The organism is Pseudomonas petroselini, assembly GCF_045037875.1.
Lineage (GTDB): Bacteria > Pseudomonadota > Gammaproteobacteria > Pseudomonadales > Pseudomonadaceae > Aquipseudomonas > Aquipseudomonas petroselini.
In genome coordinates this window covers 6,283,077-6,304,027 of sequence record NZ_CP173614.1, presented here as the reverse complement: position 1 = coordinate 6,304,027, position 20,951 = coordinate 6,283,077, and the positions used below count along the sequence as shown (strand labels likewise).

Sequence of the window (20,951 nt, the reverse complement as noted above, 5' to 3'; positions counted from 1 at the left end):
CCTTCATCTAGTTGTTTTTATGGAGCGTGCTTGAGCACTGCCTGGCTGGGGCTATAGCAGGAGCTGTGCCAGGTGGGTGAAGGCCCGGAATAGAAGGGTTACAAGATTTTATTGAGCGGAAAGTTGCTGATGATTTTCAGGTGATGAGCGGAAATCCGCTTATGGCTGCTGTCCTCATCGGGAGCAAGCCCCCTCCCACACTTGAGCGTGTTCACAAATCAAAATGTGGGAGGGGGCTTGCCCCCGATAGCGGCCTGCCAGTCAACACAACGATGGGCCTAGAGAAACATCTCCCGCACCAACCCATGCCGCTGCATCTTTTCATTCAAGGTTCTGCGCGGCAGTTGCAACTCCGCCAGCACCGCCTTGATATCGCCTTTATGCCGGGTCAACGCGGCCTTCAAGCAATGAGCCTCGAACGCCTCCTGCTGCGCCGCCAGGGATTGCCCGGCCTCGACGCCTTCCGGTTCCGGGTCGCCAAGCCCCAGCACCTGGCGCTCGGCGACGTTAGCCAGCTCACGCACATTGCCCGGCCAGTCGTGACTGAGCAGGCGTCCCAATTGCGCGCCGCTCAGCGGTTCGACGGTGCGGCCCAGGCGATCGGCGGCACTGTGGGTGAAGTGGTCGAACAGCAACGGGATATCCTCGCGGCGCTCACGCAAAGGCGGCAGGCGCAATTGCGCGACGTTCAAGCGGTAGGCCAAGTCTTCGCGAAAACGCCCGGCGCGGGCCTCTTCCAGCAGGTCCGGCTTGGTGGCGGCGATGATGCGCAGGTCCACGTGAATACTGTGGTTGGAGCCCAGCCGTTCCAGCTTCTGCTCCTGCAGCACGCGCAGCAGTTTCACCTGCTGGGCCAGCGGCATGCTTTCGATTTCATCGAGGAACAGCGTGCCACCGTGGGCGTACTCCAGCTTGCCGATGCGCTTGCCCTGGGCCCCGGTGAACGCGCCGCTTTCGTGGCCAAACAGTTCGGCCTCGAACAATTGCTCGGGAATCGCGGCGCAATTGAGTGCCACAAACGGCTTTTTCGCGCGCGGGCCAAAATCATGCAGGCAGCGGGCGACCAGCTCCTTGCCGCTGCCGGTCTCGCCACGGATCAGCACGTTGACCGGCAGGCTCGCCAGGTCCAGCACCTGGCGGCGCAAGGTTTGCAAACCCCGGGACACGCCCAGCAGCGTCGATTCCAACTGCGCCCGATGATCGGCCTGTTGATGCAGGCGTCGGTTTTCGAGAATCAAGCCACGCTTGTCCAAGGCACGGCGCAGGCTGTTGAGCAAGGCATCGGGGCTGAAGGGTTTTTCCAGGAAGTCGTAGGCACCGTCACGCATGGCCTCAACGGCCATCGGCACATCGCCGTGGCCGGTGAGCAGGATGACCGGCAAATCCGCGTCGCGGCGCTGCACCTCGGCCAACAGTTCCAGGCCGCTGAGGCCGGGCATGCGCACGTCGCTCAGGATCACCCCGGGGAAGTCCTTAGGCAGTCGCGCCAGGCATTCGTCGGCGCGGCTGAACAATTGCACCTCAAACCCCGACAGGCTCAACCATTGCTCGACGGCTGTGCGAATACTGGCTTCGTCATCGACCACAATCACCGCGTTCAGCATGGTTCGGGCGTCTCCAGCGCGATAGGCAAGGTCAGGGTGAATACCGCGCCGTCGCCCCGGTTGCCGGCGCTCAGGCGTCCGCCCAGTTCGTGCACGATAGCGTAGGAAACCGCCAACCCCAAGCCGAGCCCGTCACCCACGGGCTTGGTGGTGAAGAACGGGTCGAACACACTGTTCAGGTGGTCGTCGGCAATCCCGCCGCCGGAGTCGCTGACGGTCAGCTGCCACAGCTGTTGATCGGCCTGCAGGCGGATTTCCAGGCGTTTGCGCGGCTTATCGGCCATGGCGTCCAAGGCGTTGCGCAGCAGGTTGATCAGCACCTGCTCCAGGCGAATTGCATCGCCGCGGACCCAGGCGGGGCGGGTCAGGTCCAGCACTACGCCGATGGCTTCATCGCGCAGGCGTGCATCCAGAAGATGCAGGGACTGGTCCACCACCGTGGCCAAGTCCAGGCGTTCACGCAGGCCGCTCGGGCTTTTGCGCGCGAAGGTCTTGAGGTGACCGGTGAGCGCGGCCATGCGCGTGAGCATGTCGTCCAGCGGGGTGAGCGCCTTGTAGGCGTCGTCGACGCGGCCGTGATCGAGCAGTAGGCGCAACGTGGCCAACTGCATGCGCTGGGCCGTCAGTGGCTGATTGATTTCGTGGGCGAGGGCGGCGGACATCTGCCCCAGCGCTGCCAACTTGGCCGATTGCACCAGGCCATCTTGGGCGGTGCGCAGCGCCTGGGTGCGTTCTTCCACCAGTTGTTCAAGCTCCTCGCGACTGCGCTGGCGCAAACGGGCCAGGCGCCAGCGTTGGGTCAGAAACAACACCAGGAACACCAGCGCCAGCCAGGAACCGGCGGCGGCCAGCCCGGCGTTGCGTTGATCCTCAAAGGCGAACTGGGGCTTGCGCAGCAGGTGCAGGGTCCAGCCTTCGGCTTTCAGCGGCAAGGACTCCCAGATGTAGTTGGCGCTGCCCTCCGGGCCGTTGACGCGCATCAAATGGCTGTTTTCGCCAAAGCGCTGCAGTGACTGGGCATCCAGCGGCAGCAGTTGTTTTTTGTCGTATTGGCGGGTGGCCTTGAGTTCGGCAAGGTCGCTGGCCGACAGCGGCCGCAGGTTGCGATAACGCCAGCCGGGTTGATTGGCGATAAACACGATGCCACGCGCATCACTGACCAGCAGTAAGTCATTGCCTTGGGCCCACTCGCGCTCAAGCTCGGGGAACTCCAGCTTGACCACCATGGCGCCGAGGAACTGCTCGTGTTCATCCAGCACCGCGCTGGAGAGGAAGTAACCGGGGATCCCGGTGGTTACGCCCACCGCATAAAAGCGCCCGGTGCCCTGGCTCAACGTCTGGCTGAAGTACGGTCGGAACGCATAGTTATGCCCCACGTAACTGCTCGGCAGGTTCCAGTTGCTGGCGGCCACGGCCAGGCCGGTGCGGTCCATCAACTCCAGCGTGGAAGACTGCGCAGCCCCGTTGATGCGTTCGAGCTTGCGGTTGAGCAGGTCCTGGGTGGAGGGATCCAGCGGGCCCTTTAAGGCGTTGATCATCTCCGAGTCCAGCGCCAGCACGGCGGGCAGGGCGCGGTAGCGTTCGATCAGGGTGTGCAGCGAGTTGGCATACAACGCAAGCTGCTGATTGGCGCGGGCGGCATCGTCCACCAGGGCTTGGCGTTCGGCATGGCGCGTGGCCAAGGCGGCAGCCAGCACGGCACCGGCGATGATCAGCAGGGAGTAGAACGTCAAGCGCAGGGGGCGAGGGATCACGATCATACGGTGATGGGCAGGCGCAGAAAGGGGAGTGCACCATAGCATGCACGACGTTATCGTTGTGGCGAGCGGGGTTGTGTAGTGAGCGGGCTTGCCCCGCGCTGGGTGGCGAAGCCGCCCTAAAACCTGACACCGCGTTCTGTTTGGCAAAATGATGGGGCGGCTTCGCCGCGCAGCGCGGGGCAAGCCCGCTCACTACAGAGAAACCAGCAGGCAATAAAAAGGCGACTAGGCCCAAGGCCGCAGTCGCCTATCCTTGCAGGGGAAATGCTTACTGCACTTCTACCGCCAGGCTGTCACTGATCTTTTTCTGCCAGATGGCAGGACCGGTGATGTGGACGGATTCGCCCTTGCTGTCCACCGCCACGGTGACCGGCATGTCTTTCACATCGAACTCGTAGATCGCTTCCATGCCCAGTTCGGCGAAGGCGACAACGCGCGACTTCTTGATGGCTTGCGCCACCAGGTAAGCGGCACCACCGACGGCCATCAGGTACACGGCTTTGTGGTCCTTGATCGCTTCGATGGCGGTCGGACCGCGCTCGGATTTGCCGATCATGCCCAACAGGCCGGTCTGCTCGAGGATCTGACGGGTGAACTTGTCCATCCGCGTCGCGGTGGTCGGGCCCGCTGGGCCAACCACTTCTTCGCGCACCGGATCAACCGGGCCGACGTAGTAGATGAAGCGGCCCTTGAGGTCCACCGGCAGGCTTTCGCCCTTGTTCAGCATCTCGACCATGCGCTTGTGCGCGGCGTCGCGACCGGTGAGCATCTTGCCGTTGAGCAACACGGTTTCGCCCGGCTTCCAGCTCTGCACTTCTTCCGGGGTGAGGGTGTCGAGGTTGACGCGGCGGGCCGAAGGGCCGGCTTCCCAGACGATTTCCGGGTAGGCGTCCAGCGGTGGCGCTTCCAGCGACGCCGGGCCCGAGCCGTCGAGCACAAAGTGCGCGTGACGGGTGGCGGCGCAGTTGGGGATCATGCACACCGGCAGCGAGGCGGCGTGGGTCGGGTAGTCCATGATCTTCACGTCGAGCACGGTGGTCAGGCCACCCAGGCCCTGGGCGCCGATGCCCAGTTGGTTGACCTTCTCGAACAGCTCCAGGCGCATCTCTTCGATACGGTTCTGCGGGCCGCGCTTTTTCAGCTCGTGGATGTCGATGGACTCCATCAACACTTCCTTGGCCATCACCGCGGCTTTCTCGGCGGTGCCGCCGATGCCGATGCCGAGCATGCCCGGTGGGCACCAGCCGGCGCCCATGGTCGGAACGGTCTTGAGCACCCAGTCAACGATCGAGTCGGACGGGTTGAGCATGGCCATTTTCGACTTGTTCTCGGAACCGCCGCCCTTGGCCGCCACGTCCACTTCCACGGTGTTACCCGGGACGATGGAGTAGTGGATGACCGCTGGGGTGTTGTCCTTGGTGTTTTTACGCGCGCCTGCCGGGTCGGCGAGGATGGAGGCACGCAGGACGTTTTCCGGCAGGTTGTAGGCGCGACGCACGCCTTCGTTGATCATGTCGTCCAGGCCCATGGTGGCGCCATCCCAACGCACGTCCATGCCCACGCGCACGAACACGGTAACGATACCGGTGTCCTGGCAGATCGGGCGATGGCCGGTGGCGCACATGCGCGAGTTGATCAGGATCTGGGCGATGGAATCACGCGCCGCTGGCGATTCTTCGCGCAGGTAGGCTTCGTGCATGGCCTGGATGAAATCAACGGGGTGGTAGTAGGAAATGAATTGCAGGGCGTCGGCAACGCTCTGAATCAGGTCGTCTTGCTTGATCACGGTCATGAGTCGCGCTCCTCTATAAGGGAACATTCAATAAAGGTGAGCCCAGTGTTGCATCGGTCGGCTGAGCTCACCTTTCCAAGGCACGCCAAAGTGGTGCAGGCGCGACGCTAAAAAGGCGCGGCAGTATAACCCGGCGCGGTGGCCGATACACCCGACTATGGTCAAACTGTCGCAGGCATGATTCCCTGTGCGCGCCCTTTGTGATTGAGTCCTTATATGCCTGAACTGTACGTCGGCGAACGCCATTGGTCGGTAACGGCCGGCAGTAATCTGCTGGATGCCTTGAACCAGGCGGGTGTGGCCGTGCCTTACAGTTGCCGCGCCGGCAGTTGCCACGCGTGCCTGGTGCGGTGCCAGGGCGAGGTCGAAGATAAGCAGCCCGAGGCTTTGAGCGCGGCGCAACGCCAGGAGGGTTGGCGCTTGGCGTGCCAGTGCCAGGTCCGTGGGGATCTGCGTGTCGAAACGTTTGACCCGCTGCGTGACGGTTTGCCGGCCGAGGTGGTGGGCATCGAGTGGTTGAACTCGACGGTATTGCGCCTGCGCCTGCAACCGGAGCGCAGTCTGCGCTACCGTGCCGGGCAGCACCTGGTGCTGTGGGCGGGGTCGGTGGCGCGCCCGTATTCCCTGGCGAGCTTGCCCCAGGAGGATGCCTTTCTGGAGTTTCATATCGATTGCCGTCAACCGGGCGAATTCAGCGATGCGGCGCGGGCGCTGTCGGTGGGTGACCGATTGCGTTTGGGCGAATTACGCGGTGGCGCACTGCAATATGATCCTGACTGGCAATCCCGGCCGTTGTGGCTGCTGGCATCCGGTACCGGGTTGGGGCCGTTGTGGGGCGTGTTGCGTGAAGCGCTGCGCCAGGATCATCAGGGGGCCATCCGTGTGATTCACCTGGCCCATGATGCCGATGGCCATTATCTGGCCGAACCCTTGGCGGCGCTGGCCGCGCAGTACCCCAACCTGTCGGTGGAGCTATGGACGGCGGCCGAGTCGGCCCAGGCATTGGCGCAACTGCGGCTTGTTTCGCGGCAAACTCTGGCCTTACTCTGCGGGCACCCTGCCAGCGTGGAAGCGTTTTCCAAGCGTTTGTTCCTGGCGGGACTGCCGCGCAATCAACTGCTGGCCGATGTGTTCCTGCCCCGTGGTTGAGCGCTGAACTCTACAGTCGCGAGATTGACCATGACTGACGCCATCCAACAGCAGCGCGAACGTGGGCTGCTGACCCTGCAGCTCAATCGCCCTGACAAAAAGAACGCCCTGACCCGCGCCATGTACACACAACTGGCCGAGGCGTTGGAGCAGGCCGATGCGGACGGGGAGATTCGCTGCGTACTGATCCAGGGCAGCAGTGAGTGCTTCACTGCCGGCAACGACATTAGCGATTTTCTCGACCATCCGCCCAGCGATCTTGATGCCCCGCCGTTCCACTTCATGAAGAGCCTGCTCAACTGTCGAAAACCAGTGATTGCTGCGGTGGCGGGTGCGGCGGTGGGCATCGGCACGACCCTGTTGCTGCATTGCGACCTGGTGTATGTCAGCCACGATGCGCGGTTGCGCATGCCGTTCGTCAATTTGGGACTGTGTCCCGAATTTGGCTCGAGTTTGATCCTGCCGCGCTTGTTGGGGCATGCCAAGGCGGCTGAGTTGCTATTGCTGGGTGAGGGGTTCACCGGTGAACAGGCGGCTGCCTGGGGCATTGCCACCGAGGCGTTGGGCAGTGGTGAGGCGGCGCTGGCCAAGGCGCGGGAAGTGGCCGAGCGTTTTGAAACCCTGGCGCCGGGGGCGGTGCAGGTGACCAAGCAGTTGATGAAAAGCGTGGACCGCGAACAGTTGCGGCAGGTGATCGAGGAGGAGGGGGCATTGTTTACCCAGCGGTTGAGGTCGCCTGAGGCGATTGCGGCGTTGTCGGGGTTTATCAGCAGTCGCTGAAGGTAAGTCGATTGGTCTGGCCTCATCGCGGGCAAGCCCGGCTCCCACAGTTGACCGCGTTCCAATGTGGGAGCCGGGCTTGCCCGCGATGAGGCCCTGAGAGCCAGCAGGTCACTCTGATCTGAAATGCAAAAAGCCCCGCCATTCACAGGGCGGGGCTTTTGTTTTTCAGCGTGTCACTCAGACCATTGGGTCGCCAACGTGCAGAATCTTCATGCCGTTGGTACCGCCGATGGTGTGGTAGCTGTCGCCCTTGGTCAGGATGACCCAGTCGCCTTTCTCTACAACGCCACGCTTGATCAGCTCATCAATGGCAGCCTGGCTGACTTCGTGCGGCGGCAACGAGGCCGGGTCGAACGGGACGGTGTACACACCACGGAACATGGCCGCGCGGGCCTGGGTTTCGCGGTGCGGGGAGAACGCGTAGATCGGCACCGACGAACGGATGCGCGACATGATCAATGGCGTGTAGCCACTTTCGGTCAACGCAATGATCGCCTTCACACCTGGGAAGTGGTTGGCGGTGTACATGGCCGCCAGGGCGATACTCTGGTCGCAGCTTTCGAACTCTTTGCCGATACGGTGGCTGGAGGTCTTGCTGGTCGGGTGCTTTTCAGCGCCGATGCAGATACGCGCCATGGCTTGCACGGCTTCCAGCGGATACGGGCCGGCGGCACTTTCAGCCGAGAGCATCACGGCGTCGGTGTAGTCGAGCACGGCGTTGGCCACGTCGGACACTTCGGCACGGGTCGGCATCGGGTTCTGGATCATCGACTCCATCATCTGGGTCGCCACGATCACCGCTTTGTTGTGGCGGCGTGCGTGCAGGATGATCTTCTTCTGGATACCGATCAGCTCGGCATCACCGATTTCCACGCCGAGGTCGCCACGGGCAACCATCACCGCGTCGGAAGCCTTGATCAGGCCGTCGAGGGTTTCGTCGTCGGCCACGGCTTCGGCGCGTTCGATCTTCGCGACCAGCCAGGCGGTGCCGCCGGCTTCGTCGCGCAGTTTACGGGCGTATTCCATGTCGGCGGCGTCGCGCGGGAAGGACACGGCGAGGTAGTCCACTTCCATTTCGGCGGCGAGCTTGATGTCAGCCTTGTCTTTTTCCGTCAATGCCGGGGCCGTCAGGCCGCCGCCACGACGGTTGATGCCTTTGTGGTCGGACAGTGGGCCGCCGATGGTCACGGTGCAGATCAGCTCGGTGCCGGTGGCGGTGTCGACGCGCATGACCACGCGGCCATCGTCCAGCAGCAACTCGTCACCGACGCCGCAGTCCTTGACCAGGTCCGGGTAGTCGATACCCACGACGTGCTGGTTGCCCTCGGTCAGCGGGTGGCTGGTGGAAAAGGTGAAGGTGTCACCGATTTTCAGCTCGATCCGCTTGTTGGCGAATTTGGCGATACGGATCTTCGGGCCTTGCAGGTCACCCAGCAGGGCCACGAAGCGGCCGTGCTTGGCAGCCAGTTCACGCACCAGCTTGGCGCGAGCCTTGTGCTCGTCCGGGGTGCCGTGGGAGAAGTTCAGACGGGCAACGTCCAAACCAGCCAGAATCAGCTGTTCGAGGACTTCCGGCGAGTTGCTGGCCGGGCCAAGGGTGGCGACGATTTTGGTACGACGGACGGACATGCACAGACTCCTGAGTTCAAGCGCTGAGGAAGGCTACTATGCTCTTTCGTTGTAGTCATTGTTCGTTTGCACTACTTATCGATGATTGACTTGTTTTCGCTGCGGTGGAATACGAACATCCTTGAAGATTTTCGACGAGGGGTCGATACACTGCACAAGACAGGAGAACCCTCATGCGAATTTTGCTCATTGCTGCCCTGGCCGTCAGTGTTGTCGGCTGCACCCGTTGGTCGATGGACCACCATTTGAACAACGCCTACCGCGCCTACAAGGTCGGTGATTGTGAGCGTGTCACCCTGGAATTGTCCCAGGTCGACCGCGAAAGTCGCACCCGACGTTATGTGCAGCCAGAGGTTTCGATGTTGCGCGGGCAATGCCTGGAGCGGCAAAAGCTGTTCGTCGATGCGGTGCAGACCTACCAATTCATCATCAATCAGTACCCCTCGAGTGAGTACGCCTATCGTGCGCGTGCGCGGCTCGACACCCTGCAACAACTGGGGCATTACCCTGGCGCAAGCGTCGCTCGGCCGCGTCCAGCCTCGTTATGATGATATTCGTCATTTCATAACTGGCCCGTTGCCAGTCTTGGGCTATTCTTTAGACGTTCGTTTGTACAAGTTTCAAGCGCAAACGATGTGGGGCCCGGACTTGGTGGTTGTTTGGCGGCAAAATATTGCCTGTTATCACACCGAGATCCAGGGAGAGCGGGCGTTTTGGCCTGTTCCGAATCACTGGCACGGCCGCAGTAATGGCCATTGGATGGCGATCTCACCATGTTTACCGACCGACGGATCGAGCGGCATCAGCTACCTTATTTTCTGCAAGTGTTTAACCGCCTCACCGATAAGCCCATCGGTTTTCTAGGCAATGTCTCGGAAGACGGACTGATGTTAATCAGCCAATTGCCCATGATGGTCGACGTGGATTTCGAGCTGCGCCTGAAAATTCCCGGTGCTGACGGCACCTTCCATCCGATTGATCTCACGGCAACCTGTTTGTGGAGCCACGAAGATATCAACCCGCAGCATTATGATTCCGGGTTCAGCGTGCTCAAGGCCTCCGAGGAATATGGGCAGTTGATCAGCGTCTTATTGCACTACTTCAGTTTTGATCCCTTACAGGCTTCGGCCTGAATCACAGCGCCTGGTCGAGCCGTTCCGGGGTAGTGCAGCCCCTGTTGTGGCCGTGCGCTGTTTCAAGGGGGCTTTTGTCAGAAAACCCCGGCTTTCTTCCAGCCCAGGTAACGTGTCACCAGGGCCGGTCCCAGTTCAGATGGCAAGGTGTCCAATACGGATAACCCTTGGGCGCCTAGGCGGTCGTGCAGCTCATCGCGGGTATTGAGGTAGTCGATGGTGCCGCTGTAGGCCAAGGCTTCGGACAAGGTTTGCACGGGAGCCTGGCGCAATTGATCGAGCACTTCCTCGCGTAAACTGGCCACCATCACCCTATGCTGTCGGCTGATGCGCTTGACGGCCGTCAGCAGCGCCTCATCGTCCTCATCCCGCAGGTTAGTCACCACGACCACCAATGCACGGCGCTTTTGCCGAGCCAGCAGTTGGCTGGCCGCAGCCTGATAATCGGCAGTCCGTCGAGTGGTGTCCAGGTCGTATACCGCGTTGAGCAACAGGTTCAACTGGCTACTGCCCTTCACTGGCGCGAGGTAGCGCGGCTGGTCACTGGCAAAGGTGCACAGTCCCACCGCATCACCCTCACGCAAGGCGACGTAGCTGAGCAACAGGCAGGCATTGAGGGCATGGTCAAAATGCGACAGCTCGTCATCCTGGCTGCGCATGCGTCGGCCGCAATCAAGCATGAACACGATCTGTTGGTCGCGTTCATCCTGGTATTCACGGGCGATGGGGGTGCGCTGCCGCGCGGTGGCCTTCCAGTCGATTTGCCGCAGGCTGTCGCCGTCGCGAAACTCGCGCAACTGATGAAACTCCAGCCCCAACCCTCGGCGTTGACGTTGACGCACACCCAGTTGGCTCAGCCAGTTGTCCACGCCCAGCAGCTGTGCGCCGTAGAGTCGGGCGAAATCCGGGTAGACGCGGGTGGCATCGCTCACCTCGATAAAGCGCCGCGCTGACCACAGCCCCATTGGGCTGGGCAGCAGAATTTCACAGCGGCTGAAACTGAAGTGTCCCCGCCGCAGTGGGCGCAGACGATAACCCAGCTCACTGCGTTCACCGGGGCGCAGGTTTATGGACTGGGGCATGTTTTCCACGGTCAACCCGTCGGGGACATGATCGAATACCTGCACTGTCAGCGGCTGTGGGAAGTCATGCTCCAAGGCCAGGCGTACCTCGCCCCACCGTCCAAGTGCCAGGCTTGCGGGCATCTGTCGGTGTACGCGGGGAGATGGGCGGCGACGCAGGCGCATCGCATCCAGCATGGCCAGCAGCAACAGCGCCAGGAGCAATCCCCACGTCACGGAGTGCAAGGTGTCGGGCACTTTGAACTGCAATGCTGCTGCAGTGCCCAGCAGGATGCCCAGGGCCAGCAATACGCCGAGCCAGTTCAACAGCAGACGGGTCGGTTTCATGGGCGAGTCATTGCCGGGGAGCCGGGATCTGATCGAGCAGTTGCTTGAGCACCTGATCGACCTCCAGCCCCTCTATATCCAGCTCGGGCGCGATACGCACCCGATGGCGCAGTACTGCCAGGGCACATCCCTTGATATCGTCCGGGGTGACGAATTCACCACCGCGCAACAACGCGCGGGCGCGGGCGCCGCGTACCAGGTCGATCGAGGCACGAGGCCCGGCGCCGATCGCCAGCCCCGGCCAGCTACGGGTGGCCCGTGCCAGGCGTACGGCATAATCGAGCACGTGTTCGTCCAGGGCCAGGTCACTGGCAATCTGCTGCAACTGCAGCACGTCCCCGGCCTGCAACACCGTGCGCAATGGGTGTACATCCAGCATGTCGGCCCGCGACGAGCGCGTGACTTCGCGCACCATGTCCAATTCCTGCTGTGCGTCGGGGTAATCCATGCGCACCTTGAGCATGAAACGATCCAGTTCCGCTTCCGGCAGGGGGTAGGTGCCTTCCTGTTCGATGGGGTTCTGGGTCGCCAGTACCATGAACGGTTGGCCGATGGGCAGCGGCTCGCCTTCGAGGGTGACCTGCCGCTCCTGCATGGCCTCGAGCAAGGCTGCCTGGGTCTTCGCCGGCGCGCGGTTGATTTCGTCGGCCAGCAACAAGTGGGTGAACACCGGTCCCTTGCGTAGCTTGAACTGTTCGGTGTGAAGGTCGTACACGGCGTGGCCGGTGACATCGCTGGGCATCAGGTCCGGGGTGAACTGGATACGCGCGAAATCGCCATCAAAGCAACGCGCCAGGGCTCGTACCAACAAGGTTTTGCCCAGCCCTGGCACACCTTCCAGCAGCACATGGCCGCCGGCGATCAGTGCGGTCAAGACATCGTCGATCACCGCGTCCTGGCCAATCACCGCCTTGCGTAACTCAGTGCGTAGGGCCTGGGCTTGTCCGCTGGCGCGTTGCAAGGTTTCGCGGGGCAAGGCGGTGGCGCTTGGAAATTCGCTCATAGGGCATTCCTGAGGGTTTGCAGGCATGCCACCTGCCGGCTGAAATCGGCGCTGGAGAGCCGTTTTGCCGGGAGTGGGCCAAGGGCCTGGCTGATCACGTGAGAAGGTTGACGCGTCAGGTGTTCAAGCACCCGCCACTGTTCTGCGTTGTCGAGGTGTTCAAAACCTGGGTGACGGCGCCGTGCGGTGCGCAAGATATCGCGCTGTAGGGCATGCAGCAGCGTGCCATGGCCGCTACGGCGCAACAGGAAGTCGGCGCTGGCTTTCAGGTGTTCCTGCAATTGGCGACGGGCGTTGGAGGCGGGTGGCTGGATCGGGCCATGACGCATACCGGCCCGCCAAAGTGCCAGGGCGACCAAGGCAATGAGTGCCACCAGGGCTTGGGGGAAATACCGTAGCAATAAGGTGAACAGGTCGTCGAAGTCACTGTTGAACAGCAAGGTCACGGCGGTGCCCTGGTTCAGGTACCACAGCAGCCAGGCATTATCGTGCTTGCCTATGTCCGGGGTTTTCCACAGGTCGCTGTCGGTGATGACCGTGACGCTGCCTTCCCCGAGGTGGAGTTGCATCAGGTGAGTCGACTTTGCGCTATTGGCGGAAAATTGCGCCAGATGCTTGGGGTCGGTGAGGTTGAAGTCCGTGTCGAAACTGAAATACGCCGGTGCGGTTTCATTGTCGACATAGAGCTTGGTCAGGTCCGGGGCTTTCTTTTTAGGCGGCTTTTCACGGGTGGGGGCGAGCTCGTCAGGCTCGTCACTCAAGGTCTGGTGGATAGGCAGACGATCGAGCAGCAGGTCGCCGCTTTTGCCGGTCTCTTCATCCCAGAGTGCTTCGGCCACCAGTAGCAGGTGGCCGCCGGATTTTGCCCATCCCAGCAGTTGCTCCACCTGGCGCGGCGACATGTTACTGCGTTCGCCGAGCAGCAATAGGCTGTTGCCCTTGGCCGGCAGGGCCGTCAGCCGTTCCAGGCTATTGGCCTGTTCAACTGTCAGGCCTTGTTGGCGCAGAAAGTGTTCGGCCGCCAGGTAGGGGTTGGCCAAGGCTTCCGGGGAAGGGCCACGGTCCACGACTTCATCGTAGGGAATCGCCTTGCTCCAGGCGTAGTAACCACCCGCTCCAAGCAGGCACGCCAGCAATAACCCAACCCACAGTAATGGCCGGTTCATGGCTGGCTCCCTGAGTTGAACAGGGTGCGCCAGTCACTGCACAGTTTTTGCTGGGCGGTGAGGGGGGGAAGGCGATGGCCATAGGCGAGGTTTTGCCAGTGCCGAGTCAGCTCATCGCTGAAAGCCAGCAATTGCGGCTGCTGCAATTGGTTTACACGTGCCAGGACCTGACCTTCGGTGTCAGCGCTTTTCAGCGGCAGGCTGAAGTCATGCAGCAGTCGGCTGAGAAGGCCCCGATACAGCAGGCCGAGGGCTTCCCTGGGTTGGGTGGCCCACAGCTGTTCCGCAGTGCTGGCGACATCGTCGGGCAAGGTCTCGACGCCCAGTTCAAGGCCGAACAGTTGCGCAGGTAGGGGGGCGACGGTTTTCGGTTTGCGAGGCCCCCGCCGAGTGACGAAGGTGCGCAACCATTCGCGATACCGCCACGCGAGCATGATCAGGCTACCGATCAGAAGCCCCCACAACAGGACTTCCAAACCCTGGGCGATGTGTTTGAAGGTATTGCTGTTGAGGTTGTCCAGCAGCGCCTTCAGCCAGGCCGGAAGTCTGCCATCACTGTGAGCCTTGTTTTTAGTGGCGGGTTGTTCTTCGCCGAAGCGATAGCGGGTGACGGTTTCCGGGTTTTTGAAGGGCGGCTTGTCCAGTATCACCTTTACGGACTGGCTCGCACTCTGGGTGCTCAGCGGCTTGGGGGGACTGGAAGGATCGGCCATGACGGGCTGACTGAATGGCAGCAACGTTAACCCGATCATCAGTAATAGCAACGGCACCACACTGCTCAGGCGTTGGCGAAGACGTCGGAAGACCAACTCCAAGTCCCAGGCTTCCAGTGCGGTGCGGCGGTTAAGGTAGAGGCTGAAACCGCAGGCGACGTAGATCGGCTCCCAAAACACCAGGATCAAGGCATAGAAGGCGTTGCCCAGGTGTTCCAACCAAAGCCCTTCCGCGCTTGTCGCCAGTGCCAGGCGTTGCCAGTCCCAATCCGTCTCGATGTTTTGGGGAATAAAGAAATAGAACAGCGCCATGCAACCAAACCACAGGCCGATTTCCAGGTGCACCCCGACGGTGGTCAGCCAACGTGCGGCGCCGGCGTTGCGTTGCTGCAGTACGCCCAGGCGTTTTTGGCGTGCTGGGCCATCCAGGCCTTCGAGTTGGCTCACAGGCATTAAAAAGCTTCGGCTCAGGCTGAGCCGTCGCCAGGTCAGGCTGGCCAGCAGCTGGCCTTTGAGCAGGCTTGGCCACTGGCGCACCGCCTGCTTGACGCTGGGCGTTTCGCCAAACAAGGCCTTGGACAGGATGTACAGCGGCAAGCGGTCAAAGGCGGGCTTGAGCCACCAGAACAGGAATATCGCAGTAGACGGGTACTGCCACAGCAGGGCAGTGAGTAAGGCAAACACTGGCAGAGTGACCAACGCCCAACTGCTCATCAATAGCAGGCGGTGTTCCCGTGCCATTAGTACGCCAAGGTCCATGGCCTCCCAGGCAGTACGGGGGCGGATTACCACGCTGGCATCACTCAGGCGCATGGTGGGTCCTTCCGGCAACGCTCAGGTAAACGATCACCAGCAGCCACAGGACAGCGCCCACCAGGTATTTGACCCAAGGGGTTATCGCAGTGGTGGATGACCAGTAGGCCTCGATGAAGGCAGCGATCAGTAGGAAGATCATGACGCCGCACAACATTTGCACGCTTTTGCGCGCCGCCAGCCGTAAGGATTCACCACGGGTCAACTGTCGTGGAGCGATCAGCGCCCAGCCCAACTGCAAACCGGCGGCACCGGCGAGGGCGATCGCGGTCAGTTCGAATGCGCCATGGCCGATGACGAATGACCAGAAGGTCTGGCCATAGCCGATTTCGGTCAGGTGCCCGGAGACTGCACCGATGACCAGACCGTTGAAAATCAGAAAGAACACGCTGCCCAGGCCGAACAATAAGCCGGCGGCAAATGTCTGGAACGCGATACCGATGTTGTGCATCACGTAGTAGCCGAACATCATCCAGTCTTCGCTCGATGCTCGCTCGGCGGCGCGGCCCAGGCGGCTGGCGTCGGGGTCATACATGCCCTGCATCTCGGCCACTTGCTGGGGGCTGACGATGCTGTAGATCAGGTCCGGAAACAGGTACACCAGCAGCGCGATACCGATCAGGCTGCCAAAGAACAGCAGGCTTGCTATCAGCACGAAACGCCACTGTTCCCGCACTAACCGAGGAAAATCGGCGAGTACGAACCCCAGTACATTGGCCGCCAATTGGCTGCGATGGCGGTAAAGTTGTTGATGGCCGCGCAGGGCCAATTGCTGCAGTGGGTCTACCAGGTAGCTGCTGTAGCCACGCTCCTGGGCCAGGGCCAGGTGCTGGCACAGGCGTCGGTACTGATGGGGGAAGTCAGCCACGTCGCCGGGCTTGGCCTTACCTTGCTCCAACTGTTTCAGGTGTTCGGCAAAGGCCTGCCACTGGGGCTGGTGGCGGCTTTCGAAAAGGCTCTGCTTCATGTTGGCCCCAACAGGCCACGGGCCACGCCGTTGAGTTGCTCAACAGCGCGAGCCGGGGATACCTGCAAAGGGGTGGCGAGAATCGAAGCCAGCTCGTGAACGCGCTCGGTGGACAGTTCAGTCTGGCGTTCCGCGAAGGCAAGGATGGCCCGTTGTTCGCTCAAGTCCAGGGCAAAGGGCAGGCGCAAGGCTGCAGCTTGAGGTATCTGGGGGCGCTCCAACGGCTGCTCTCGGTAAATCACCAGTGTGCCGGCGGCCAGGTCGCCCAGGCGCTTGAAGTGGACATGCTGCAGGCAACTGATAGCGCCGAGGAAATAGCCGAATGGCAGCATGTCGACAAATCGCAGCAGGTTACGGATCAGTGACGCGGACCAGCTAATCGGGGTGCCGTCATCTTGTACGACACGTAACCCCATGACCTGTTTGCCGGGCGAGCATCCCTGGTTAAGCACCTCGAACAGCACCATGTACCACCAACTGATCAGGAACAGCAGCAGCGAGCCCAGGCCGATACCGACGTTGCCCAGCAAGGCCAGCGGTACCAACAGAATACCCATGATGACTCCGCGCAAACCCAAGTCAAAGGCGAAGGCCAGCACGCGTGGCACCAGGCCGGCCGGGCGCAGTGGCAGGTCGATGCCCTCCGGGGTCTCGATCTGGTAGCGGGTGTCCAATGGGGCTGACGGCATCGCGATCCTTGGCAGTGCAGAGTGGCTGGAAGACACGGATGCTAGCAGTGTCGGCGATGGAAGCAACCATTCAAGGTTTTGCTGGATGTTTGTACAGTGCATTTGGTGCTGGTCGCGGGGGTTGTTCAACGCCTAGACTTTGACGATCTTCAGTACAGGAAAAGCCCGTGACCTCCATTTTCTGGTACGACTATGAAACCACCGGTATCAACCCGCGCAGCGACCGCCCACTTCAGGTAGCCGGCATTCGTACGGACCTCGAACTCAACGAGATCGGCGCGCCGGTCAATCTTTATTGCCAGCCCAGCGACGATATCCTGCCCCATCCTGTCGCCTGTGCGATTACCGGTATCACCCCCGCGATACTCGCGGAAAAAGGCTTGGCCGAGGCCGACTTCATGACGCGGGTGCACACTGAACTGGCCGCCCCGGGGACCTGCGGCGCGGGTTACAACACCTTGCGGTTCGACGATGAAATGACGCGCTACAGCCTGTATCGCAATTTCTTTGATCCTTACGCACGGGAATGGCAGGGCGGTAACAGTCGCTGGGATTTGATCGATGTCGTCCGCACGGCCTACGCCCTGCGCCCCGAGGGGATTGAATGGCCACAGCAGGATGGGCGCGTCACGCTCAAGTTGGAACGCCTGACCGAAGCCAACGGTATCGACCATGGTCAGGCGCACGATGCGTTGTCCGACGTACGCGCCACGATTGCCCTGGCTCGACGGGTTCGTGAGAAACAACCCAAGCTGTATGAATGGTTGTTTCAGCTGCGCAGCAAGCAACGGGTGATGGACCAGGTGCGCTTGCTGCAACCGATGGTGCACATCTCCGGGCGCTTTTCCGCCGAGCGTCATTACCTGGGGGTTGTGCTGCCGCTGGCATGGCACCCGCGCAATCGCAATGCCTTGATCGTCTGCGACCTTGGGCTCGACCCGCAAGGGTTGCTGGACCTTGATGCCGACACGCTGCGCCAACGTCTTTATACCCGCCGTGAAGCGCTGTCGGAGGGCGAACTGCCGGTACCGCTCAAACTGGTGCATATCAATCGCTGCCCGGTGGTTGCTCCCCTGAATGTGCTACGGGCAGAAGATCGTGAACGCCTGCACTTGGACATGAATATTTATCAGGAGCGAGCGCTGCGGCTAACTGACGCACAGGAAGTTTGGCGCGATAAGTTAGCGGCCATTTACGCCGAAGAGGATTTCGCGGCGAGTGCTGACCCGGAACAACAGCTTTACGACGGTTTTATCGGGGACCGGGATCGGCGTTTATGTGAACAAGTCCGCACGGCCGAGCCTGCGCAATTAGCACGCCAGCAGTGGCCATTTGATGATCACCGTTTGCCTGAATTATTATTTCGCTACCGTGCACGTAACTTCCCCGATACCTTGAACAGCGAGGAGCAACAACGCTGGAAACTTTTTTGTCAGCAACGTTTGTCCAGCCCGGAATGGGGCGCACCGAATACCCTTGACGCATTTAATCAGGCTCGGCAGGAGTTTGCCGTTAGTGCGACGTCGTTTCAGCATGGGGTGCTGGAGCAATGGCAGGAATATGCGGACACTCTCGCCGCGAGGATGAATCTGTAATCGGGGTTCACAGAATAGACAGGCAATAAAAAACGCCAGCAGGCTGGCGTTTTTTTATGTGTCGCGTATCAGGCGCAAGCCTGGCGAGGCTTAGCCCAGCAGGGTAGCCCAACCTTCAACCACGTCACCGCCCCACTTGGCTTTCCACTCTTTCAGCGTTTTGTGGTTGCCACCTTTGGTTTCAATCACTTCGCCGTTGTGCGGGTTCTTGTATTGTTTGACCTTGCGAGCACGCTTGGTGCCGGTAGTTTTCACAGCGCCGCGCGGTGCTTTAACTTTCGACTCTGGATCCAGCAGCGCGATGATGTCACGCAGGGATTTGGAGTATTCACCCATCAGGGTGCGCAGTTTGCCTTCGAATTCCAGCTCGGTTTGCAGTTTGTCGTCTTGGGACAGGTTCTTCAAACGGGCTTGCAGCTCTTTGATAGCTTCTTCGGTGGCACGGTATTCGTTGATCAGAGACATGTGGACTACCTTATGTAGAGCGCTGATTGACAGGGATAGTGGCCCAATAATAGTCAGGCGGTATGCCCAAGTAAACATTTAAGGTCGCATTTATGTGAATTACTTTAAATGTTTGTAGCAATGCTATGCATTCGAGTTAATTACAAGGGCGTAGACCTAAAGACAATTCTCCTGAAATGCGCGGAACAACCGTAGGGTGGCAAAATAGATTCATATAAAGGTGGTAAAACCTTAGCGTCTTAAGGGGCAAGGCGTGGGCCGGCGATCAGAATAAGCGTTAACGGATACTGCAGTTTTCCTGCGCAATCGCTAGAATGGCGGCCTTTGCGAAGTTCTGGAGTTTCCCCCTAATGCGCACTTTTCGGCTGGTGATTGCTTGCCCGGACCGGGTCGGCATCGTTGCCAAAGTCAGTAACTTTCTGGCGTCCCACAACGGTTGGATCACCGAGGCGAGTCATCACTCGGACAATCTCAGTGGTTGGTTCTTCATGCGTCATGAGATCCGTGCCGATACGCTGCCCTTCGGCCTTGAGGCTTTCCGCGAGGCATTTGCGCCGATCGCCGAAGAGTTTTCGATGACCTGGCACATCACCGACACCGAGCAGAAAAAACGCGTGGTGTTGATGGCCAGTCGTGAATCCCACTGCCTGGCTGACCTGCTGCACCGCTGGCACAGTGATGAACTGGATTGCGAGATCGCTTGCGTGATTTCCAACCACGACGACTTGCGCAGCATGGTTGAGTGGCATGGCATCCCGTATTACCACGTGCCGGTCAACCCGCAGGACAAGGAGCCGGCCTTCGCCGAAGTCTCCCGCCTGGTCAAGCAGCACGAAGCCGATGTCGTGGTGCTTGCGCGCTACATGCAAATCCTGCCGCCGGAGCTGTGCCGCGAATACGCCGGCAAGGTGATCAACATTCACCACAGCTTCTTGCCGTCGTTCGTGGGCGCCAAGCCTTACCATCAGGCTTCCCTGCGTGGCGTGAAGCTGATCGGCGCGACGTGCCACTACGTCACCGAGGAGCTGGACGCCGGCCCGATCATCGAGCAGGACGTGGTGCGTGTCAGCCACAGCGACAGCATTGAAGACATGGTGCGTTTCGGCCGTGACGTCGAGAAGATGGTGCTGGCCCGTGGCCTGCGTTACCACTTGGAAGACCGCGTGCTGGTGCACGGCAACAAGACGGTGGTGTTCTGACCGACGCGTTGTGATTGAAGAATGAAGGGCCTGGGCGTTAAATCGTCCCAGGCCCTTTTTCTTTGCGTGCCGTTGAGGAGTGAGCAATGAGTGATCCGCTGGACAAAGCCACATCAAAAGCCCCAGCGACGGTGGGCGAGGGGTGTTTGAGTCGATTTGATCCGGATGACCTGGACAGTGAGGACGGCACCGATTTTCCCGGTGCCGCCCAATTGTGGGAGCGGGAGCAGCGTAAACCCGAGCCCGAGGGCGAGTAACTGCCCGCCAGGATCAGATTCGGAAGCTACCGACCAATTGCTTCAATCGCGCGGCCTGTTGCTCGAGGTCGGCACAGGCGCGCAGCGTGGACTGCAGGTTTTCCACGCCTTCCTGATTAAGGGTGTTGATCTCGGTGATGTCCATGTTGATCGACTCGACCACCGAGGTTTGCTCTTCAGTGGCGGTGGCGACTGACTGGTTCATGCCATCGATCTCGCCGATGCGCTGGGTCACACTGTTCAGGCGTTCACCGGCCAGGTTGGCGATGTCCACACTGTCGAGGCTGTGACGCTGGCTTTCACTCATGGTGCTGACCGACTCCCGGGCACCGACTTGCAGTTCCTCGATCATCTTTTGCACTTGTTGCGCTGATTCCTGAGTGCGATGCGCCAAGTTGCGCACTTCGTCCGCGACCACCGCAAACCCACGTCCGGCTTCGCCTGCGCGAGCCGCTTCAATGGCTGCGTTCAGCGCCAGCAGGTTGGTCTGTTGGGAAATACTGGTGATCACCTCAAGAATCTGTCCGATGTTCACGGTTTTGCTATTGAGCGCTTCGATGTTGCTGCTGGAAGCACTGATCATCGCTGACAGCTGGTTCATCGCCTGGATATTGCGCTCGACCACGTGCTGGCCGTCTTCAGCCAGATGCCGTGCATCGCTGGCTTGATGGGAGGCTTGCGCGGCATTGCGCGCGATTTCCTGGGCCGCAGCCCCCAATTCGTTGATGGCAGCGGCGACGCTGCTGGTGCGGTTGGCCTGCTCGTCGGAGTTGACCATCGACGAGTTGGAGGCACTGACCACGCGCAGTGCCACCTCATTGACCT

The 20,951-nt window shown here is 60.7% G+C and carries 19 protein-coding genes; 7 read left to right on the top strand and 12 right to left on the bottom strand.

The window, feature by feature from the left end:
* Positions 1-278 precede the first annotated feature (278 nt).
* The 3 genes from ACI512_RS29115 to ACI512_RS29105 all read right to left on the bottom strand — a co-directional run bounded on the left by ACI512_RS29115 (position 279) and on the right by ACI512_RS29105 (position 5,156).
* Positions 279-1,604 carry a sigma-54 dependent transcriptional regulator gene (locus ACI512_RS29115; protein ID WP_015885647.1) on the bottom strand — a complete coding sequence of 442 codons (1,326 nt, stop codon included), beginning with the start codon at positions 1,602-1,604 and terminating at the stop codon, positions 279-281.
* Entirely contained in the window at positions 1,598-3,364 is a 1,767-nt protein-coding gene (locus tag ACI512_RS29110) for an ATP-binding protein (protein ID WP_236379012.1), read from the bottom strand. The genes ACI512_RS29115 and ACI512_RS29110 overlap by 7 nt, the downstream gene beginning before the upstream one ends.
* Before the next feature lie 268 nt (positions 3,365-3,632).
* Positions 3,633-5,156: a fumarate hydratase gene (locus ACI512_RS29105; protein WP_046035276.1), complete on the bottom strand. Its 1,524-nt coding sequence runs from the start codon at positions 5,154-5,156 to the stop codon at positions 3,633-3,635.
* Positions 5,157-5,372: 216 nt separating this feature from the next.
* Here ACI512_RS29105 and ACI512_RS29100 point away from each other — a divergent pair, with 216 nt between their 5' ends.
* Positions 5,373-6,305 carry an iron-sulfur-binding ferredoxin reductase gene (locus ACI512_RS29100; protein ID WP_236379010.1) on the top strand — a complete coding sequence of 311 codons (933 nt, stop codon included), beginning with the start codon at positions 5,373-5,375 and terminating at the stop codon, positions 6,303-6,305.
* A gap of 30 nt (positions 6,306-6,335) precedes the next feature.
* A complete protein-coding gene (locus ACI512_RS29095; RefSeq protein ID WP_236379008.1) occupies positions 6,336-7,085 on the top strand; it encodes an enoyl-CoA hydratase-related protein in 750 nt (249 codons plus the stop codon).
* 180 nt (positions 7,086-7,265) lie between these two features.
* Here the strand turns inward: ACI512_RS29095 and pyk are convergent, their stop codons facing one another.
* Positions 7,266-8,717, bottom strand: coding sequence for a pyruvate kinase (gene pyk / locus ACI512_RS29090; RefSeq protein WP_015885642.1), 1,452 nt, complete (start codon positions 8,715-8,717; stop codon positions 7,266-7,268).
* Between the two features lie 173 nt (positions 8,718-8,890).
* On the opposite strand from pyk, the gene ACI512_RS29085 reads away from it, so the two are divergent.
* Entirely contained in the window at positions 8,891-9,265 is a 375-nt protein-coding gene (locus ACI512_RS29085; protein ID WP_015885641.1) for a hypothetical protein, read from the top strand.
* A 225-nt stretch (positions 9,266-9,490) separates the two neighbouring features.
* The gene (locus ACI512_RS29080) at positions 9,491-9,850 is read left to right on the top strand and encodes a PilZ domain-containing protein (RefSeq protein ID WP_015885640.1); all 360 of its coding nucleotides are present in this window, start codon (positions 9,491-9,493) and stop codon (positions 9,848-9,850) included.
* Between the two features lie 77 nt (positions 9,851-9,927).
* Here ACI512_RS29080 and ACI512_RS29075 read toward each other — a convergent pair whose 3' ends face one another.
* The 6 genes from ACI512_RS29075 to ACI512_RS29050 are packed head-to-tail and all read right to left on the bottom strand — an operon-like array spanning position 9,928 to position 16,610.
* Complete coding sequence (locus tag ACI512_RS29075; RefSeq protein WP_236379007.1) at positions 9,928-11,259, bottom strand: DUF58 domain-containing protein; 1,332 nt, start codon at positions 11,257-11,259, stop codon at positions 9,928-9,930.
* A 7-nt stretch (positions 11,260-11,266) separates the two neighbouring features.
* Positions 11,267-12,262 (bottom strand): MoxR family ATPase, encoded by a 996-nt coding sequence (locus tag ACI512_RS29070; protein WP_236379005.1) that lies wholly within the window; start codon positions 12,260-12,262, stop codon positions 11,267-11,269.
* Positions 12,259-13,428 carry a DUF4350 domain-containing protein gene (locus tag ACI512_RS29065; protein WP_236379003.1) on the bottom strand — a complete coding sequence of 390 codons (1,170 nt, stop codon included), beginning with the start codon at positions 13,426-13,428 and terminating at the stop codon, positions 12,259-12,261. The genes ACI512_RS29070 and ACI512_RS29065 overlap by 4 nt, the downstream gene beginning before the upstream one ends.
* Positions 13,425-14,954 (bottom strand): DUF4129 domain-containing protein, encoded by a 1,530-nt coding sequence (locus ACI512_RS29060; RefSeq protein ID WP_236379001.1) that lies wholly within the window; start codon positions 14,952-14,954, stop codon positions 13,425-13,427. Before ACI512_RS29060 ends, ACI512_RS29065 begins: the two co-directional genes overlap by 4 nt.
* The gene (locus ACI512_RS29055; protein ID WP_015885635.1) at positions 14,941-15,921 is read right to left on the bottom strand and encodes a stage II sporulation protein M; all 981 of its coding nucleotides are present in this window, start codon (positions 15,919-15,921) and stop codon (positions 14,941-14,943) included. Before ACI512_RS29055 ends, ACI512_RS29060 begins: the two co-directional genes overlap by 14 nt.
* On the bottom strand, positions 15,918-16,610 hold the full coding sequence (locus ACI512_RS29050) for an RDD family protein (RefSeq protein WP_043205827.1): 693 nt from the start codon (positions 16,608-16,610) through the stop codon (positions 15,918-15,920). The genes ACI512_RS29055 and ACI512_RS29050 overlap by 4 nt, the downstream gene beginning before the upstream one ends.
* A gap of 167 nt (positions 16,611-16,777) precedes the next feature.
* On the opposite strand from ACI512_RS29050, the gene sbcB reads away from it, so the two are divergent.
* Positions 16,778-18,205, top strand: a complete 1,428-nt coding sequence (gene sbcB, locus ACI512_RS29045) for an exodeoxyribonuclease I (protein WP_064054608.1) — start codon at positions 16,778-16,780, stop codon at positions 18,203-18,205.
* Between the two features lie 90 nt (positions 18,206-18,295).
* On the opposite strand, the gene mvaT is transcribed toward sbcB, so the two are convergent.
* Complete coding sequence (gene mvaT, locus ACI512_RS29040) at positions 18,296-18,670, bottom strand: histone-like nucleoid-structuring protein MvaT (protein WP_005790963.1); 375 nt, start codon at positions 18,668-18,670, stop codon at positions 18,296-18,298.
* 350 nt (positions 18,671-19,020) lie between these two features.
* Between mvaT and purU the strand changes: the two genes are divergently transcribed.
* On the top strand, positions 19,021-19,869 hold the full coding sequence (gene purU, locus ACI512_RS29035; RefSeq protein WP_015885632.1) for a formyltetrahydrofolate deformylase: 849 nt from the start codon (positions 19,021-19,023) through the stop codon (positions 19,867-19,869).
* A gap of 86 nt (positions 19,870-19,955) precedes the next feature.
* Entirely contained in the window at positions 19,956-20,126 is a 171-nt protein-coding gene (locus ACI512_RS29030; RefSeq protein ID WP_015885631.1) for a hypothetical protein, read from the top strand.
* A gap of 13 nt (positions 20,127-20,139) precedes the next feature.
* On the opposite strand, the gene ACI512_RS29025 is transcribed toward ACI512_RS29030, so the two are convergent.
* Positions 20,140-20,904: a methyl-accepting chemotaxis protein gene (locus ACI512_RS29025; protein ID WP_370636119.1), complete on the bottom strand. Its 765-nt coding sequence runs from the start codon at positions 20,902-20,904 to the stop codon at positions 20,140-20,142.
* Positions 20,905-20,951: the final 47 nt, after the last annotated feature.